Origin of the sequence: Pseudoalteromonas sp. 2CM37A, from assembly GCF_023161885.1 — a bacterium.
GTDB lineage: Bacteria > Pseudomonadota > Gammaproteobacteria > Enterobacterales > Alteromonadaceae > Pseudoalteromonas > Pseudoalteromonas atlantica.
On sequence record NZ_JALNTJ010000007.1, the window covers coordinates 52,616 to 71,034 of the forward strand.

Annotated in this window: 13 protein-coding genes; 2 read left to right on the plus strand and 11 right to left on the minus strand. The window is 42.0% G+C overall.

The window, feature by feature from the left end; genetic code table 11:
* Position 1: 1 nt before the first annotated feature.
* A complete protein-coding gene (locus MTF68_RS15265; protein WP_024032022.1) occupies positions 2-760 on the minus strand; it encodes an SDR family NAD(P)-dependent oxidoreductase in 759 nt (252 codons plus the stop codon).
* Between the two features lie 178 nt (positions 761-938).
* On the opposite strand from MTF68_RS15265, the gene MTF68_RS15270 reads away from it, so the two are divergent.
* Positions 939-1,640, plus strand: coding sequence for a FadR/GntR family transcriptional regulator (locus tag MTF68_RS15270; RefSeq protein ID WP_004588172.1), 702 nt, complete (start codon positions 939-941; stop codon positions 1,638-1,640).
* 63 nt (positions 1,641-1,703) lie between these two features.
* Here MTF68_RS15270 and MTF68_RS15275 read toward each other — a convergent pair whose 3' ends face one another.
* The 7 genes from MTF68_RS15275 to MTF68_RS15305 form a co-directional block, all read right to left on the minus strand.
* Positions 1,704-3,836, minus strand: coding sequence for an alpha-galactosidase (locus MTF68_RS15275; RefSeq protein ID WP_248462959.1), 2,133 nt, complete (start codon positions 3,834-3,836; stop codon positions 1,704-1,706).
* A 444-nt stretch (positions 3,837-4,280) separates the two neighbouring features.
* Positions 4,281-5,759, minus strand: coding sequence for an SLC5 family protein (locus MTF68_RS15280; RefSeq protein WP_024032020.1), 1,479 nt, complete (start codon positions 5,757-5,759; stop codon positions 4,281-4,283).
* Positions 5,760-5,840: 81 nt separating this feature from the next.
* Positions 5,841-6,602 (minus strand): SapC family protein, encoded by a 762-nt coding sequence (locus MTF68_RS15285; protein WP_248462960.1) that lies wholly within the window; start codon positions 6,600-6,602, stop codon positions 5,841-5,843.
* 12 nt (positions 6,603-6,614) lie between these two features.
* Complete coding sequence (locus MTF68_RS15290; protein WP_248462961.1) at positions 6,615-8,141, minus strand: tryptophan halogenase family protein; 1,527 nt, start codon at positions 8,139-8,141, stop codon at positions 6,615-6,617.
* Positions 8,142-8,314: 173 nt separating this feature from the next.
* Complete coding sequence (locus tag MTF68_RS15295; protein WP_024032017.1) at positions 8,315-11,062, minus strand: TonB-dependent receptor; 2,748 nt, start codon at positions 11,060-11,062, stop codon at positions 8,315-8,317.
* A gap of 186 nt (positions 11,063-11,248) precedes the next feature.
* Positions 11,249-12,223, minus strand: a complete 975-nt coding sequence (locus MTF68_RS15300; protein WP_248462962.1) for an aldose epimerase family protein — start codon at positions 12,221-12,223, stop codon at positions 11,249-11,251.
* Between the two features lie 187 nt (positions 12,224-12,410).
* Positions 12,411-12,800: a thioesterase family protein gene (locus MTF68_RS15305; protein ID WP_248462963.1), complete on the minus strand. Its 390-nt coding sequence runs from the start codon at positions 12,798-12,800 to the stop codon at positions 12,411-12,413.
* 36 nt (positions 12,801-12,836) lie between these two features.
* Here MTF68_RS15305 and MTF68_RS15310 point away from each other — a divergent pair, with 36 nt between their 5' ends.
* Positions 12,837-13,541: a 2OG-Fe(II) oxygenase gene (locus MTF68_RS15310; protein WP_029774123.1), complete on the plus strand. Its 705-nt coding sequence runs from the start codon at positions 12,837-12,839 to the stop codon at positions 13,539-13,541.
* Between the two features lie 143 nt (positions 13,542-13,684).
* Here the strand turns inward: MTF68_RS15310 and MTF68_RS15315 are convergent, their stop codons facing one another.
* The 3 genes from MTF68_RS15315 to acnB all read right to left on the minus strand — a co-directional run bounded on the left by MTF68_RS15315 (position 13,685) and on the right by acnB (position 18,355).
* Positions 13,685-14,917, minus strand: a complete 1,233-nt coding sequence (locus tag MTF68_RS15315) for a cysteine desulfurase-like protein (RefSeq protein WP_248462964.1) — start codon at positions 14,915-14,917, stop codon at positions 13,685-13,687.
* 9 nt (positions 14,918-14,926) lie between these two features.
* Positions 14,927-15,559 carry a 2OG-Fe dioxygenase family protein gene (locus MTF68_RS15320; protein WP_004588163.1) on the minus strand — a complete coding sequence of 211 codons (633 nt, stop codon included), beginning with the start codon at positions 15,557-15,559 and terminating at the stop codon, positions 14,927-14,929.
* Between the two features lie 198 nt (positions 15,560-15,757).
* On the minus strand, positions 15,758-18,355 hold the full coding sequence (gene acnB / locus MTF68_RS15325) for a bifunctional aconitate hydratase 2/2-methylisocitrate dehydratase (protein ID WP_004588162.1): 2,598 nt from the start codon (positions 18,353-18,355) through the stop codon (positions 15,758-15,760).
* Between the last annotated feature and the right edge of the window lie 64 nt (positions 18,356-18,419).

Below are 18,419 nucleotides of genomic sequence, written 5' to 3' on the forward strand. Positions count from 1 at the left end.
CTTAGAGCCTCCCACCGTCAATTTTAATACCTTGACCGGTGATCATACTGCTTTCATCGGCAGCTAAAAAAAGTGCTAAATTAGCTACATCTTCAGGGGTTACTAACTTTTTAAGTGCCATGGCTTCCATCCACTTCACTTGCTCTTGCTCGGTAAACCAACTGGCTAATTGGCGGTCGGTGGCAACCCAACCCGGCAAAATAGCATTCACCCGAATACCAAATTCACCATAATCGCGCGCCAGTGCTTTAGTCATGCCGATTAAACCGGCCTTTGCCGTTACGTAACCCGCCATTTGTGGCTGCCCCATGATGGCATTGATAGAGCTAAAATTAATAATACTCCCCGCGCCTTCGCTTTTCATAAAAGACATAGCGACTTGCGAGGCAAAAAACGCCGGATTTAAATTAATTTGTAGGCATTGATCCCAATCTTGTACTGTAACGTCTTCACTGGCTTGGCGGCGGTCATTGGCTACATTGTTTACCAGTACATTAATAGCGCCTAGTTCAGCACATGCATCTACCAAAGATTGCTGCAAAGCATTTGAGTCGGTTACATCAACCTGTCTAAACCACAATTTGGCGTTAGGCAGTGAGGCTATAAGAGATTGGGCAGCCTCGTTATTAATATCTATAAAGGCAATTTTGGCAGCTTGAGCGGCGAACGCCTTTACCATTGCACGGCCAATGCCTGAAGCGCCCCCGGTAATAAAAACAACTTTGCCAGAAATACTGGGATAGTGAGCGTGATTATTCAAATGCGTTTCTCCATAATACAGACTGCCCCTCTCAATATTTATAATTATTTGCTAAAGAGGATTACTGTTACAGCTGTGTTAAAATACTTGCCTTTAACAAAGTTTATAACATATCCTTTCGTACATTAATATGATATATGATATATAATAAAGCAATAACTCATTCGGATAACGCTCAATGAAAAGCCAACCTCGTCAAAATTTAACACAACAATTAACCCATGATTTAGGCTTTGCAATTGTGCGTGGCGTTTACCCTGTTAACGAAGGCCTGCCCTCAGAAGCTGACCTATGCGTAAAATACGATGTGAGCCGCAGTGCAACACGCGAAGCTGTAAAAATGCTCTCTGCTAAGGGCTTAATATCTTCTCGCCCTAAGCAAGGGATCCGCGTACTGCCAGAAAGCAGCTGGAATATGTTTGACACAGATGTACTGCGCTGGATTTTAAGCAGTAAACCGTCGCTTTCTTTATTAAAAGAGTTTACACAAGTACGTGTCGCACTTGAGCCACAAGCCGCTGCCCTAGCAGCTGAAAATGCCAGCGCCGAACAACTTGCTGAAATAGACAACGCACTTGCCCGCATGGCCGATGCAGACCAAGGCTTAGACGATCCGCTTGAAGCCGATATTGCCTTTCATACCAGTATTTTAGTAGCTAGTAATAACCGCTTTTTTGTACAGCTCACTGAATTTATTAGCACCGCGCTGCGCGTAAGTATTCGTTACACCAACCACATTAAAGGTGTGCCAGGGGCCGACGTTGCAAAGCATGCTGATATTTTAGATACGATTAAATCGCGCAATCCAGAGCGCGCTAAAAAAGCAGTAGAAACCATTTTAGAAGAAGCGCTTGAGCTGATTGAGTCTAAACTCGACTAATAGCTTAAAAAACATTATTAAAAAAGGGAGCTAATTAGCTCCCTTTTTACTGCTTATTATATTTTAAGCTTTGTTAAGCTCAAAAATAAGCGATGTTTGCGGGAATGAAATTGGCATTTGTAGGCCAAATTCCATCAACGCTTCACCCGTAAAAGTTTGCCCGTTAACAGCGGCAATAGACGAAGGTCGGTATTCTTCAAATTTAACAGGCCACACTAAATTAAGTGTGTACTGCGTATCTGCATCTAAACCAACAAAACGAAGCTTATTAGGCGCAGTACGCGGTGTTTCGCGTACACTGTTATACGCAAATAACGCTTTTGATTTTTGCTCGTCGATTAAACCAAAGTTAATTGATAAATCGTCGCTATCGAGGCGATACAAATCGGCAGCATGAATAAATTCACGGTGCTCTTTGTGCAGCGCAATAGCCGCTTTAAGCGCATTGTATTCGTGATCGGTCAGCTCGCGTGGGTCCATTTCAATACCCATGTGACCAAACATAGAAACCGCAGCACGCATTTCAATACTGACATTACGACCTGTGATATGACAATCACGAGGGCCTACGTGTGCGCCCATAACCGACGATGGGAAGAAGAACGAACAACCACGTTGAATTTCAAGACGGTCAAGTGCATCGTTAGAATCTGACGTCCATACACGGTCTGTGTGTGCAAGCACACCATAATCTACACGGGCACCACCTGACGAACAGCTTTCTATTTCAAGGCCAGGATGCGCCGCTTTAATACGGTCAATTAAGCGATACAGTGCCAGTGTTTGCTGATGCACCGCAGGCTTGCCTGAGAAGTTACCCGCGTGGTTTATATCGCGGTTCATATCCCATTTAATGTACTTAATTGTTGGGTATTCAACTAAAATGTCATCAATCGCTTTGTATAGGTATTCAACAACCTCAGTGCGCGTTAAGTCAAGCACTAGCTGGTTTCTAAAGCTAAGTTGCTCGTTATTTTCTGAGCCTAATACCCAATCAGGATGAGCGCGGTATAAGTCACTATCTGGGTTTACCATTTCAGGTTCAAACCAAATACCAAACTCCATGCCTAAGCTATTTACATGGTCAATCACTGGTGACAGGCCGTCTGGGTAAATTTCGTAGTCTACTGTCCAATCACCTAGGCCTGCATAATCACCACGGCGACCTTTAAACCAACCATCGTCCAGTACAAAACGCTCAATCCCTAATGGCGCTACTTTATCGGCTAGCTGCTTTAGCGTGTCTACATCGTGATCGAAGTAAATACCTTCCCACGTGTTGTAATGCACTGGGCGTGTTTTTTCGCGCTGTGCTTGGCTAAGTAAGTTAGCTTTAACAAAACGATGAAAATTACGCGACAGTGCACTAAAGCCATCGCTCGAAAACGAGCCATAAATACTTGGGCTTTGATACGTTTGGCCTTTAGCAAGAGTTAGCTCGCCCGGTAATAATAACTCACCCATTTGCACATAGCGGCGCCCTTCTGGTAGTAGCTCAGCGCGTAGCTTGTTGTTACCGCTCCAACCTAAATGAAAGCCATAACACTCGCCTTGTTGCTCGCCTGCGCCTTCGCTATGAACTAATAAACCAGGGAATACGTCGTGCGATGTTTTACCTTTGCGGTTTTCGCGTACAAAGCTGCCTAATACTAAATCAACCGATTGGCGTTGAAATTCGTTAGACCAACGTCCTTCAAAGCTCACTAGCTTGTTCATGCTATCGGGTAGTTGGAACGTAGGTGCGGCGCAAAAATTAACGCTTAGCGGTGCATCACTTAAATTAGTTAATACAGTATGCGCACTTAGCACATCGGTGTTGCTATCAAGTGTGATGCTGTGCACTACTTCAATACCACGCAGCTCATCAACACTTACAAACTCTAAGCAAGAAGGGGTTGGCTGACGAACATCTTGAAGAGCAGGGCCAACTGACCAAGCTATGGTGTCGTTTGACAGCTCTAGCCCTGGCGCGCCTGTAAAGCCTTCACCTAATAGCGGAGAAAGAGAAATAGGTGCTTCTTCAACCACGGCACATTTTACTTCCTGACGAGTCGCAAGCTGAGTTAGCATTGTTTCAGTTGTTTGCTCAGATAGGCGCTTACCAAAATAAAGTAACGCTGGGGTTTTGCTCTGGCAGTCGAAAATAACGGTGCTGTTTGCGCTGTCTAATCGAAAGAATGGTTTAATATCAGCCATGATTCTCCTGTCCTCTTTAATGAAGATGAGTTTAATACGCGAGTACATTATATGTGTGCTTACTCGCCGCTTACTGCATCAAATTGCAGTCAGTGATTTTAAAATAATAGTATATATCATACAAATTGCTTTTAGATAGTGTTTACGGTGTAATTTAGCCAATATTATTACTGGCTATACCAGTCATTAACTTAAACAGCGGTTAAAAAATTTAATACCACCTTGAGCAATATTATATTTAGTGCGCTTTTAGCCTGGGGTAGTCTGTAAAACCCCGCAGGTAGTCACACGTTTAGCCCCGCAAAATGATTAAGTATTATTGCGCATGGGTGTTATCTACAGTGTCGATTAATTGAATAAATAAAAATCGGCCTAAGTTACCTTAGGCCGATTTAGTAATGTGTTAACTGGCTAATAAAAAGTGACTTAACTTTTTATTGCTGGTTATTTTGGTGCGTGCACTGGTGGCGTATCTTCAATAGCAGGTGTTTTACCTGCCCACTGTGCATTTAAACCAAACACTACTTTATTAACGATTAACGCAAAGGCTACACATACAATAAGTGTAATTGGCATTAAGTGAATATAGTGTAGTTCAGTATGTAGCGGCGAATTTTCAAACGTCAGCATGCCATACATAACCACGCCTAAAATTACCGCGGCAATACCTGCACGCGCATCCACATTTTTAAACAATAAGCCCACTACAAAAATTGAGAATATAGGCATACTTAATAAGCCGTTTAACTGTTGTAGTAAGTTAATAATGCTGTCGGCTTGCTGATAAATTGGCACAAGCACAAGCGTTAAACTAGTAAGTAACAACGTAACGTAGCCACTTAGCTTTACTACACTTGGCTCTTTATTAAAGTAAGCTTCGTGAATATCACACACGTAAAGTGCCGTAGCCGAGTTTAATAAGCTGTTATAAGTAGAAAGCACTGCCGCCGCCATTGCTGCGGCAAACACGCCCGTTAACCATGCAGGCATTACATCACCTACAATTCGGCCATAAGCTGCATCGCCAATGTCGCCATACAGTTTGTACGAAATAATACCCGGTAGCACCACAATCGCCGGTACAATTAAAAAGCGAATACCCGCTGCTGCAAATATCCCTTTTTGCGCTTCTTTAACGTTTGGCGCAGCCATTGCACGCTGGGTAATGGTTTGGTTAGTACCCCAGTAATACATTTGAATAAAGATCATACCGGTTAAAAGCGTAGGCCAAGGGATTGGCGAGTCAGCATCACCAATTAATGTTAAGCGCTCTTGTGGAATACCGCTAAAGTCGTAATCAATCGCGTTAAGCGCTAAAAATACGACCAGTATTGCCATACCTAACACTAATAAACCATTGTAGGTATCGGATACGGCAACCGCACGTAAGCCACCAAAAAATGCATAAATAGCGCCTACTAAAGCAAATGCGGTCGCTATGTACATTAGCGGAATATCAACTTTAAACATGGTTTGCATAAATAGCGCACCAGAATAAATAACCGCAGGCATGTAAATTAGCGCGTTACCTAAAAAGAATAAGCCACCAATAACAGCGCGAATATGCTTGTTGTTGTAGCGTTTTTCTAACAGCTCTGTGGTGGTTGTACAGTTGTACTTGTAATAAACAGGAATAAATACTTTGGCTAAAATAATAAGCCCTAAAATAGCCGCCAATTCCCACCACACGAGCAAGGCCATTTGATTGCCATTCATGCCCACCAGCTGGTCGGTACTTAAATTTGTGAGCGTAATTGAGCCTGCTACAAACATCCAAGTAAGGCCACCGCCCGCTAAAAAATACTCTTTTGTTTGATTATCACCACTATTACGGTTTTGGCCTCGGCACTTCCAATATGTAAGTCCACCAATTAAAGCGGTTACAAAGAAAAAAACCACCAACTGCAAAATGTTGTCTGACATGTGTGTGTCTCCAGCGCGTTAAACGCAATGTCTGTCTATGTGAACGTATTAACCTGTAAAGGCTAATTAATAAATTGCACCTTACAGTGCGTGTGCATCTCGACTTAGTTCTAACTTAATTTGCTTTAATGGCATAAGCTCAGGATGCTGGTTGTGACGCTTTACTAACGCATTTAACTGAAACAACGAAATAAGCATGCTGTTAAGTACGCTCAGGTAACCTTGTTTGTGTAAATTGGCAATGGTATCGCTGTCTAAAGTTTGCAGTTTATCTTCATCAACAGTGCTCAAACCTTGAATAGTTTGCGCCTCGCCTTGTTCAAACTGCAAAACAATATCTATGTTTTTAATCAGCCCTAAGCGGGCAATTTCTTGGGTAAATTGGTACGTTTGGTAATCATTTTTTAAATCGCTTTCTAGTAGCTTTTGCTGCGCACTTAAATACAGGCTTGGGTTGCCTTTGGCATCAAATAACAGCTCGCCTTGCTGGGTATTAACGGCTGAGCTTTGCTCATCAATAGCAATAAAGTAATCACTGCTATTTGCCCCACGAGTGAGTAAATAAAGCGGCTGGGTTTGCATGCACACAGGCATGTACAGCGCTTGCCATTGATTGTTACTCACAAATAAACTTTGCTGAGCACTAAAGCTGGTTAAACCCGAAATGGTGTAGCTGCCGTTGTGTGCGCTACGCGCTAAAAAAATAGGTAAATCGCAGGCCGCTTTTGCTACTTCGTTTGCACGCAGATTGACTAAATGCTGTGTCTTTGCGTATTCAACACCCGCATTAGGGTTAATTTTTATTGCTTGGTGCTGAGTATTTGATAGTTCACTAATTGCCATAGTTACACATCCTTAAACTGGGTTAGCCGCAAGCCACTGCTCAATATAAGCACGGTGAGGCGGCAACGTTTGCAACATCTGCTGTGTAAGCTGGCTGTTACGTTCAATTATTTGATTTGCTTGCGCATCGTTTGAGTACAAATACGCTTGCTTAGTAAAGTCGGGCTTAAAGCCCATACCGTATAAAACATACTGGTAACTGGCGGCAGGAAATAGCTCTAATGCGCCATGAAAATCTTGAATAAGTGGGCCACGCGTCCCCCAAAGCAGTAAGTCTTCTTGTAAACTTTGCGGAATGCTTTGCGGTTGTACGTGCGCTTGCCAATAAGGCTCTGGGCGCTTAGTTAGCATGTAATGTAGTTTTAAAAAGTCGATAATACGCTGCCAGCGATAATCCATTTGCTCATTAAAGCGCTTTGCAACAATGGGCATTACTTGGGTATCGGCTGGCATGTGCTCTGCAACAAAGCGAGACGAAATCTCAACCAGCATAATGGCGGTTGCTTCAAGGGGCTCTACAAAACCTGCCGACATTCCCACTGCAACACAGTTTTTGTGCCAAAACTTTTCGCGATAGCCTGACTCAAAACTTATTTTTCGGGCAGTTAAGCCTTTAGCGGCATCACCTAAATAGTTACGTAAGTTTTGCTCGGCTTCTTCATCTGATAAAAACTTGCTTGAATATACATGCCCTACACCACGGCGATGCGTTAGGCCTATATCCCAAATCCACCCAGCATTTTGTGCGGTGGCAATGGTATGACTGGCCAGTGACTCATCACCTTCATCGTAGGGGACTTGCATAGCTAGGGCGCTGTCGTTAAATAATACGTGATCCATTTTTTTAAATGGCACGTTAAGGGCTTGGCCTAATAACAGCGATGAAAAACCCGTGCAGTCTATGTATAAATCAGCGTTTATGGTGCGGGTTTGATCGGTTAAGGTAAGGGTGTCTATAGCCCCGCTTTCATCAAGCTTTACCTGATCAACGGTGCCAATAATGTGCTCAATGCCTAGTTTGCTCTTACAATGTTGCTTTAATAGCTCGGCAAAGGCACCGGCATCTAAATGGTATGCGTAATTACAATTTGCTTGATACTCGCCTTGCGCAATGCCTCTCGGGGCTAGGTTTGCTTCGCAAATATCGTGCTGAAAATTAGTTTGCTGAGCAAAGCTTTCAACATTATCTAAATAGGGGGCTAAATCTATACGGCCGTAGCCTAGCGGTACCGTAAAGGGATGGTAGTAAAAATCGTTGTTGCCATGCGTCCAGTTTACAAATTTACCGCCTTGTTTAAAGGTGGCATTACAGGCTTTAAATACATCCACTTCCCGCAAACCAATTTGCTGAAGCGTGTTTTTCATAGTGGGCCAGGTACCTTCACCTACACCAATTGTTGGAATATCAGATGATTCTACCAACATCACTTTTAAGCCATCACCCTTATTACCTTGGTGATACGAAGCGATAATTGCAGCGCTCAGCCATCCTGCTGTGCCGCCACCAATTACGGCGATTGTTTTTATTGCTTTATTCATAACGGACTACTCTTTGAGTACTTTATTGATAACCGGTTAGACAACAAATGCCCTTTCGGGCATTTGTTTAAATTAGTCTCATTTTGTGCAAATTAGCTACTAACTTTATTAGTAACAGTACTTATAATGCACTGCAATGAAAACTAAGAGGCAATCGCTGCCTCTGCTATCAATTAAAACGTACCGCGAATACCAAACGCGTAACGTGAGCCATTATCTTCTACAGAGTAGATTTGATTAGCAAAACGACCCGTTTGCACTAGCTCTTCTTCAGTAATGTTGATGCCTTCGGCAAAAATAGTGAAGTTTTCGTTGATATCGTAGCTTGCACTAATATCCCATTGACCGTACGTTTCTACGTTCACTGGTTCGCCGTTAAAGCCGTTATCAACTAAGCGTAAAAAGCCCTCACGGTTGTTAAATGCAACACGTGCTTGCCAGTTATCTTGCTCATAAAACAGCACTAAGTTTTGTGAATCACCTAACCCTTCAAGCGCAAATGTTTGGCTTGTATCGCCATCAACACTAATATCGCTATCTACTACCGTGGCATTAGCAATAAAACCAAAGCCGTTTTCAAACATATGAGTTACACCGATTTCGTAACCCGTTACCGTTGCAGACTCGCCATTTTGCGGGCGGCTTACAGTGTAAACTTCTGAGCTACCGTTAAGTTCGGCATCGGTTTGGTCAGTACAGGTTGTACACGCAAAATCAGGGCCTGTACGGTCAGTCATGTCGTATGTTTCGTCGCCGGTTAGGGTAACAATAAAGTCATCCACTTCTTTACTAAATACGGCAAAGCTAAATAAGTTAGCGTCGTTGTAGTACCACTCGTAAGAGATATCCCAATTTTCAGATTGGAACGGCTTAAGTGCAGGGTTACCACCACTTGCTGTTAAGTTTTGACGACGAGGCTCGTTAAACGTGGTCGCAGGTGATAACTGTGACATAGTAGGACGAGTAATACTGTCGTACGCTGCAAAGCGTAAAATCATGTTGTCTTGCAGTTCAAGCTTAACGTTAAAAGAAGGAAGTAAGTTTGAGTAGCTCGTCCCTTCTTGAATGTCTGTTGCCGGGCCAAATACGTTTTGGAATAAAGTGGCATCAGAGGTAGGAATAACATCGCTGATAAAGCTTTGTACAGCCGCTACTTCAATATCAGTTTCTGAGTAACGTGCACCCATGTTAACCGTTACTGGCATATCAGCTAGGTCAAAACCAATGGTAAAGTCCATGTAAAGGCTAGTGATATCTTCGTTAATTGTGTAACGATTATTCTGTAGTGTTGGCTCTACAGGGAAACCTTGGTCAGCAAGGTAATCAAGCATTTTGTCGCCGTCGTAGCTATAAAATGTATCGATTAAACCTGGGAAGTAGTTACTTGCTGAGTAAGCTTCAAAATCAATTTCATCAAGTGGTGCTTCAGTGCCGTAACCACAAAATTGACATTGGCTACCAAAAATTTGGAAGCTTGATTTTTCACGTTCTTGACGATAAGCCCCAAAGTTAATGCGATCAACTGGGCCTTTATCTGGTACGTATTCAAAATCGGCTTTGATTTCGGTAATTTCATCTTCATCAGTAAACTGGTTACCAATTTCGTTGTAGTGAAGACGCGCAAGGCTTGCATCTGGCAGCGAGCCATTTTCAAAACCATCATGCTGTACGGTAGGAACGCTACCGGTGCCGTCAAAGCTGTAGCTGTTAATAATACCCACTACGTTAAAGCGGTCATTGCCAGCACGGTCGTTTTCAGCTGTTGAGCGAGATACGTCAAATTTTGCTTTTAATGACTCGTTTACTTGCCAGTCAACGTTAATACCAAATGCTTTGTTAGTTACATCACGCGAGTTACGTGTGTGTGATACAAAGTCGGTTGCAGGGTTGCCACTGGCGTTACCTAAACCTACCTCTTGCGTAAAGGTAAGCAAGGTGCCCGTTTCTGGATCGATTGTTGCGCTACCTACACGGTCTGGTTCAAACCAAGAAGCTAAATCGCGTACTGATGAGTCCACTTCAAATTTAGAAATTAAACCATCTACGGTAATAGTAATATCGTCAGACGGTGCATATTGTAATACTAAGCTTGCATTAGTACGTTCACGGTCTTGCTCATCTACAACTTGGTCCCAGTTACGTGGGATGTATGCATTGTCGTACAATACGCCGTCTTGTGGATTTGAAATAGTTTGTCCACCGCGCCAACCAGCCGTTAAAATTTGGTTGTTTTGCAGCTTACGTTGTTGGTTAGTGATGGCAAAAAGCACACCGAGCTTGTCGTCGTTAAACGTATTACTTACTAAAAATGAAGCCGATGGCGATACTTCTTCAGAAAGGCTTTCGTACATGCCTTTTACTGAACCAATCACATGTAAGCCACCAAAATCGAATGGACGAGCTGTGGTTACGTTAACCGTACCACCAATGCCGCCTTCTTGAAGCGTTGCACTGTTACTTTTATAAATATCAGCACCGGTGATTTGATCTGCCGCTAATACATCAAAATTAAATTCACGCCCTGCACTATCAGTCGCAATTTGACGACCATTTACAAGTACCGTGTTAAATTGTGGGCCAAAACCACGAATTGTTACTGCTTGCCCTTCACCGCCACTACGGTCAATGGCTACACCTGTAATACGTTGCAGAGACTCTGCTACGTTTAAATCAGGAAATTTACCAAGATCTTCTGCTTTAATCCCATCGGTTACAACATTAGATGCTTTTTTATCTAACATTGATGAACGTAAGCTGCTGCGAATACCCGTTACTGCGATAACCTCAACATCTTTATCTACTACTGTCGGTGTGTCGCCTTCAGCGCCTTGAGCTGCAACGTGGCCGCTTGCCAATATGCCTGTAATAGCAATACTGAGTGCGGTTTTCTTGTTGAACGATAACTTATTGTTAATTATCATTTTTTAAAAACTCCTGATTGTGTGTAGTCATTTTGTCGTTGTGTGGTGTGTATAGCTTCAAATACTATTTATAATATAAATACTTTAAATTGAGCAAAAGTGCAACCTTTTCCTTAATTATGGCTATCTTTTTGTTACGTGTATTTTTCTTTTTGTTTTCTTTAATTTAACAGTGGAATTAGTATGTTATTGCGTAAACGCAAAAATTATTTGCTGATTATATTCTTCATTCGGCAATAAATTAGCTTTTGGATAATCGCTTCTATTTGCTGCATTGGGCCAGTTTTGAGCTTCTAAACACACTGCTTGGCGTGCTTTAAAAGGAGAGTCTACAAAATTTGCCGTATAAAGCTGCATACCCGGTTGGGTACTTTTAAGGGTTAAATTAACGCCCGTGTGTGGCGAGGTTAATGTAGCCATTGTTTTTAAACGATTGTCATCACTAAAAATATAGCAATGATCAAAGCCACTACCGGCATCAAGCTGTGCATGCTGTGCGCAAAGTGCATCGCCAATGGGCTTAGGGTGAGTAAAATCAAAGCAGCTGCCCGAGCCATCTTCATGATGGGCAAGCGGTATACTGTTACTATCGATAGGTAAATACGTTGCGGTATTTATTTGCAGCAGGTGATTATTAATGCTCTCACTGCCTTCAAGATTAAAATAGCAGTGGTTGGTAAAGTTAACGAGAGTTTCTTTATCGGTAATGGCTTTGTAACTGAGGATTAGCTCGCCATTGCGTGCAGTAATTGTTTGCCAAACTTGTAATTGGCCAGGAAAGCCTTCTTCTCCATCTGCCGAGCAGTAATAGAGCTCCACTTCATTATTGCTTTGTTTAGTGACTTGCCACAGTACTTTATTAAAGCCTTTTTCGCCGCCGTGTAAGCTATTTGGGCCATTATTTGCTTTAAGTTGGTACTCTGTGCCTGATAATACAAAACGTCCGTTTTCAATACGATTTGCGTAGCGCCCGACTGTTGCCCCTAAATAAAATGGGTTTTCTAAATAATAAGCAGGTTCGTTAACGCACAGTGTCATCTCTTGGTTATTAAACTTTATGCTTTTGATAATAGCGCCAAATGGCAATATTTCTGCAGTTAAGCTTTTACCATCGCTAAGCGTTATTACCTCTAACGGTTTATTGCCAGTTGTAGATGCCACATTCATTCTCCATAAACTACCAGCTCAACAGTACCTGTCATAGCGGTGTAACAATATATAATATAAATAGTATATAAGTGAGAAGCGTAACTCAATCAAAATGCGTTAAAATAACGCTATAAAAATTCACAGCTGTCGCTTGTGGTTTACATCACCGCTCCTCGTTGCGTGGATCAAATGCACCTAGTTAAACTAGGTGATCGCTGAGTGCTGCGACTTCTGTTTCGCTTAAATTTTGTTTAGCTTTGTTTTTAAAGTTATAACGCACTAATACAGTTTTACCCACAACACAGCATTTACCTTGCTGCCACGCCTCTTGCTTAATGGTAAAAGAGCTATTTCCTACATGCTCAACAGCTGTTTTAATCGTCACTTCGTGAGCATAAAATAATTCCCCTACAAACGATGCTTCTATTTTAGCGATGATCAGTTTCCAATTGTGTGGGTTAAGATCGGGGGTAAAAAATTTAAAAATAGGTACGCGTGCGGCTTCAAACCACACAGGTAGTACGGTATTGTTGATGTGTCCGAGTGCATCTGTTTCGCTAAAGCGCGGCATCACTTTTTCAATAAACATAAAAATCCAAATAATAACTAAATAAAAAGGTAAATCATGACGGACTTTATCCACGTTATTGATAACGCGTTAAGCGATGATTTTTGCGATAACTTTATTACCACATTCTCTAACAGCCCGCATGTAAAACAAGGTGTAACCTCTGGTGGTGTGGACTTAAAAAAGAAAGACAGCCACGACCTGCAATTAAACAGTTACCCAGAATACGCCCAACAATTAAAGCATATTCAGCAAACCACTGCACAGCATGTTTTTAACTATGTAGAAGCACACTTTTTTATGCTAATTGGCGCATTTGGCTTAAAAGTTTATCACCCAAAAACGGGGGATGTGGTGGATTTAACACAGGATAACTTTGACGAAGTGGGCAAACCACAGCTCTCTGTGCTGGTGCAGCAAATATTTAGACTTGGGAACATTCAGGCGCAAAAGTACGAGGTAAATAAAGGCGGCTACCCTTACTGGCATAGTGAAGTGTATCCACAGCTACAACACAATGAAGCCCTACACCGTGTATTATTATTTATGTTTTATTTAAACGATGTAGAGGAAGGTGGCGAAACAGAGTTTTATTATCAAAAACGTAAAATTGCGCCTAAAAAAGGCACTATGGTCATTGCCCCTGGCTACTTTACGCATACCCATCGAGGTAATAAGCCGGTATCGAACGATAAATATATTTTAACTTCATGGGTGCTATTTAATCGCGCAGAGCAAATATATGGTGCGCCTAAAAGCTAAAACAGTCAGCGGGCAAAAACTAACTAACCGCTGACAACTTTAATGCATTTGAGCTTTAAAAAGAGTTATTCAAAAGCGCAGATTTGTATTCATACCAATCCGCGATAATACTTAATTATGCGGATTGGTATAAACTGTCAGTTTCAAAGAAGTTGATCAAACAAATCAAATAACTTATCTAGCTCTTCGGTGGTGTTGTAATGCATACAACCAATGCGCACTACACCGCCTTTATCATGTACGCCTAACTGCTCACATAAGCCTTGTGCATAAAAATTACCATCCCATACACAAATATGCTGTTTGCCTAAAAACTCAGACACCTCACGCGGCTCTAGCCCTTCAAAGGTTAAAGCAAAAGTAGGTGTGCGCTCGTTTAAGCGATCAAAATCATCAATACCAAACAATTTAATGCGCGGGTAATTAACTAAACGCGTTAAAAAGTACTCACTAAGCGCCATTTCATGCTGCTTTGTTTTAGCAAAAGCCACGCTTAACTTTTCGCGGCGCGTGTGGCCTTCATCAAGCCCGCTAATTGCAGCAATGTAATCAACAGCGGCAATAAAACCAGCTAAGGCTTCGAAGCTTTGCGTGCCTGTTTCCCATCGACCTGGTGCTACATCTTTAGCTGGTTCTACTTTGTAAGGCGTAAAACCTTCAAGATGCTGTGTTTTACCGTACACCATGCCTAAGTGAGGACCAAAAAACTTATAGGCAGAACAGGCCAAAAAGTCGCAATCAAGGGCCTGAACATCAACAAGCTCGTGCGGTGCATAATGCACGGCATCAACGTACACTAATGCGCCTACAGCATGGGCAAGCTCTATAATACGTTTTATATCATTAATAGAACCCGTAGTATTTGAAGCGTAAGTTACCGCAACTAGTTTAGTATTGCTGTTTAATAAGCTTTCAAACTGCGCCATATCTAAGCTGCAATCAGCCTCGTTAATTAAAGCTGTTTGAACTTTAGCGCCTTTATCTTGCGCTGCTTGCTGCCACGACGATACATTTGAGAAATGATCAGCGTTAGTTACAATAATCTCATCACCGGCTTGCCAATCGCGTGAAATAGCACGGCTAAAGCTAAAGGTAAGGCTGGTCATGTTAGGGCCAAACACTATATTTTGTGCACTTGGCGCATTAAGTAAATCGGCTGCTGCTTGGCGCGCATTTGCCATTAGCTCAACGGTTTTATCACTTGAAAAAAACGCACCGCCTAAGTTTGAGTTGTAGTGCCCTAAATAAGCAGTCATTGCATTTAGTACAGACTGCGGCACTTGAGAGCCACCTGGGCCATCTAAAAATATTGGCGATTTACCATCAACGGTTTGTATTAATGCAGGAAACTGCTCACGTAGTTGCGCTATGTTCATGAGCATTCCTTAAGAGGTAAGTACAAAACAATCCAAGTAACCTGGCTTGTTTGTATCTACTTTGTTCATTGGCGTTGCATTGTGCCAAACTTGACGGTCGTTTATTAGTGCAAACATTCCGTCTTTAATTTCCATTTTAAAACACGGTTCTGCTTGCTTGTTTTCGTATACTAGCAGCTCGCCGCCTTCTAAGTTTTCGTGAGAAACACCACATACACAAACATGGTCAAACCCATCTTGATGCACACCTTCAGGTGCTGCGGGCGTATCGCTATCAATGGCAAGCATTCTAAATTGGTGAATTTCAATATCACGGCCTTCATCAATGCCGGTAAGCTCACAAAACTCACTTACAATGCTTTTCATACCTTCTGACTCAAGTAAGCTTTGCTCTAAGTTTTCATAAGTACGCTCAACATTACCCTGAAAGGTATTAATAGAATCGTCTTGAACAAACGCTTTGGCAGCTTGTAGTTTTAGCTCACCATTTTGAAATTTAATTACCGAGTAACGACGCTTACGAAATTCACCATCTGCATACGGATTAGCAGGTAGGTTATCAAAAGAAGGCTTAACCAAATCAATATTTGCTTGGTTAATAAAACGAAGTTGCAGTAAATTCTGGTTGTTTAATGCAGTCATAAAATCTCGCTTAAAATAATGAGAATATTAAAAGAGATTTTAATGCATGTAGAAAGGAATATTTGCTTTATTATTTATATAAAAAGTGGGTAATGGTTATATTTAATTCATTTAAAACTTATTACAGCATGAAATATTCAATTTTATTTTAGCCAATAAAAAACCCGCCTAAGCGGGTTTTTTTAAAACAGCTTTAAATTATACAGCTTGCTGAATAATTACGTTGTCTGCTTTTTTAGTGTACTGAGGCATACGGTGGAAGTTCAAGTAACGGTATGTATCTGCAGCCGTTGCATTGATTTTCTCTGCGTATTCTTGGTACTCAGCTGGTGTAGGTAATTTACCTAAAATTGCCGCTACTGCAGCAAGCTCAGCTGATGCTAAGAATACATTTGCGCCTGTACCTAAACGGTTAGGGAAGTTACGTGTTGAAGTAGAAACAACCGTTGCTTTATCAGCAACACGTGCTTGGTTACCCATACACAGTGAACACCCTGGCGTTTCGATACGCGCACCAACACGACCAAAGATACCGTAGTAACCTTCGTCAGTTAGTTGGTCTTTATCCATCTTCGTTGGTGGAGCTACCCAAAGTTGAGTTGGGATACGACCTGTAAAGCCATCTAGTAATTTACCCGCAGCACGGAAGTGACCAATGTTAGTCATACAAGAACCGATGAATACTTCGTCGATTTTCTCGCCAGTAACATCAGAAAGTAAACGCGCGTCATCTGGGTCATTTGGAGCACAAAGGATTGGCTCTTTAATTTCTGCTAGGTCGATTTCTACAACGTGCTTGTACTCTGCATCAGCGTCAGCTTCCATAAGTTCTGGGTTTGCTAACCATTCTTGCATTGCATTAATACGACGTTCGATTGTACGTACATCGCCGTAACCTTCAGAGATCATCCACTTAAGCATAACAATGTTAGACTCAAGGTATTCGCTGATAGACTCTTTAGAAAGCTTAACAGTACAACCTGCTGCTGAACGCTCTGCTGATGCATCTGATAATTCAAACGCTTGTTCAACAGTTAAGTGCTCAACACCTTCAATTTCTAGTACGCGACCAGAGAATTCGTTGATTTTACCTTTTTTCTCTACTGTTAATAAGCCTTGCTTAATACCGTAGTAAGGGATTGCGTGTACTAGGTCACGTAAAGTGATACCTGGTTGCATTTCACCTTTAAAGCGAACCAAAATAGACTCAGGCATATCAAGTGGCATAACACCTGTTGCTGCTGCGAACGCTACTGCACCTGAACCCGCTGGGAACGAAATACCTAATGGGAAACGTGTATGTGAATCACCACCAGTACCTACAGTATCTGGTAATAACATACGGTTTAACCAAGAGTGAATTACACCATCACCTGGGCGAAGTGAAACACCGCCACGGTTCATGATGAAATCAGGAAGCGTATGGTGGGTGTTTACGTCAATTGGTTTAGGGTAAGCAGAGGTATGACAGAATGACTGCATTGTTAAATCTGCAGAGAAACCTAAACATGCTAAGTCTTTAAGCTCATCACGTGTCATAGGACCTGTAGTATCTTGCGAACCTACAGTGGTCATTTTTGGCTCACAGTATTGGCCTGGGCGAATACCTGCTACGTTACATGCTTTACCAACCATTTTTTGCGCTAGTGTAAAGCCTTTATCAGACACTTCAGTGACTGCTGGTACTTTAAATACGTCAGTAGCACCTAAACCTAAAGAGGTACGTGCTTTGTCTGTTAAACCACGACCGATGATTAGAGGAATACGGCCGCCGGCACGTACTTCATCTAAAATTACGTCTGATTTAAGCTCAAAAGTAGAGATAACGTCATCAGTACCGTGGCGCTTAACTACACCTTCGTATGGGTAAATATCAATTTGATCACCCATGTTGAACTCATCAACATTTAACTCGATTGGTAACGCACCTGAATCTTCCATTGTGTTGAAAAAGATAGGCGCAATTTTGTTACCTAAACATACACCACCAACGCGCTTATTAGGTACGTATGGGATATCATCACCCATAAACCAAAGCACAGAGTTAGTTGCAGATTTACGAGAAGAACCAGTACCTACAACGTCACCTACGTATGCAAGTGGTAAACCTTGTGTTTTTAATTCTTCAAGTTTAGTGATTGGACCTACTTCACCCGCTTTGTCAGGAGTGATACCGTCGCGCTCATTTTTTAGCATTGCTAAAGCATGAAGTGGGATATCTGGGCGTGACCATGCATCTGGTGCGGGTGATAAATCATCAGTGTTTGTCTCGCCGGTTACTTTAAATACAGTAACAGAGATTTTTTCAGCAACAGCTGGCTTGTTAGTAAACCATTCAGCGTCTGCCCAAGATTGAATAATCTTTTTAGCGTGCTCGTTGCCTGCTTTTGCTTTTTCTTCTACGTCGTAAAATGCATCAAACATTAATAATGTGTTTGATAGACCTTTTACAGCGATAGGCGCAAGTGTTTCGTCATCAAGTAGCTCAATCATTGGGGCGATGTTGTAACCACCTAACATTGTACCTAATAATTCTGCTGCTTTTTCTTTAGATACTAATGGAGATTGTGCTTCGCCTTTAGCAACTGCCGCTAAAAAGCCTGCTTTGATGTATGCTGCATCATCAACGCCTGGTGGTACGCGGTTGATTAGTAAATCTAAGATGAACTCTTCTTCACCCGCTGGTGGGTTTTTAATTAGTTCAATAAGATCAGCCGTTTGCTGAGCATCTAATGGCGCTGGTACGATACCTAACGCGGCACGTTCTTCTACGTGTTTACGATATTCTTGTAGCACAATATTGCCCTCTTGGTGACGTGAAAGTATTCGGTAGCGCCTCATGCGCAAAAAAAGTAACCCA

Bases quoted from the DNA above. Each gene is read 5' to 3' on its own strand.
- MTF68_RS15295 (WP_024032017.1), bottom strand. From the start codon at position 11,062: ATGATAATTAACAATAAGTTATCGTTCAACAAGAAAACCGCACTCAGT.
- MTF68_RS15280 (WP_024032020.1), bottom strand. From the start codon at position 5,759: ATGTCAGACAACATTTTGCAGTTGGTGGTTTTTTTCTTTGTAACCGCT.
- MTF68_RS15310 (WP_029774123.1), top strand. From the start codon at position 12,837: ATGACGGACTTTATCCACGTTATTGATAACGCGTTAAGCGATGATTTT.
- MTF68_RS15275 (WP_248462959.1), bottom strand. From the start codon at position 3,836: ATGGCTGATATTAAACCATTCTTTCGATTAGACAGCGCAAACAGCACC.
- MTF68_RS15290 (WP_248462961.1), bottom strand. From the start codon at position 8,141: ATGAATAAAGCAATAAAAACAATCGCCGTAATTGGTGGCGGCACAGCA.
- MTF68_RS15270 (WP_004588172.1), top strand. From the start codon at position 939: ATGAAAAGCCAACCTCGTCAAAATTTAACACAACAATTAACCCATGAT.
- MTF68_RS15285 (WP_248462960.1), bottom strand. From the start codon at position 6,602: ATGGCAATTAGTGAACTATCAAATACTCAGCACCAAGCAATAAAAATT.
- MTF68_RS15320 (WP_004588163.1), bottom strand. From the start codon at position 15,559: ATGACTGCATTAAACAACCAGAATTTACTGCAACTTCGTTTTATTAAC.
- MTF68_RS15305 (WP_248462963.1), bottom strand. From the start codon at position 12,800: ATGTTTATTGAAAAAGTGATGCCGCGCTTTAGCGAAACAGATGCACTC.
- MTF68_RS15315 (WP_248462964.1), bottom strand. From the start codon at position 14,917: ATGAACATAGCGCAACTACGTGAGCAGTTTCCTGCATTAATACAAACC.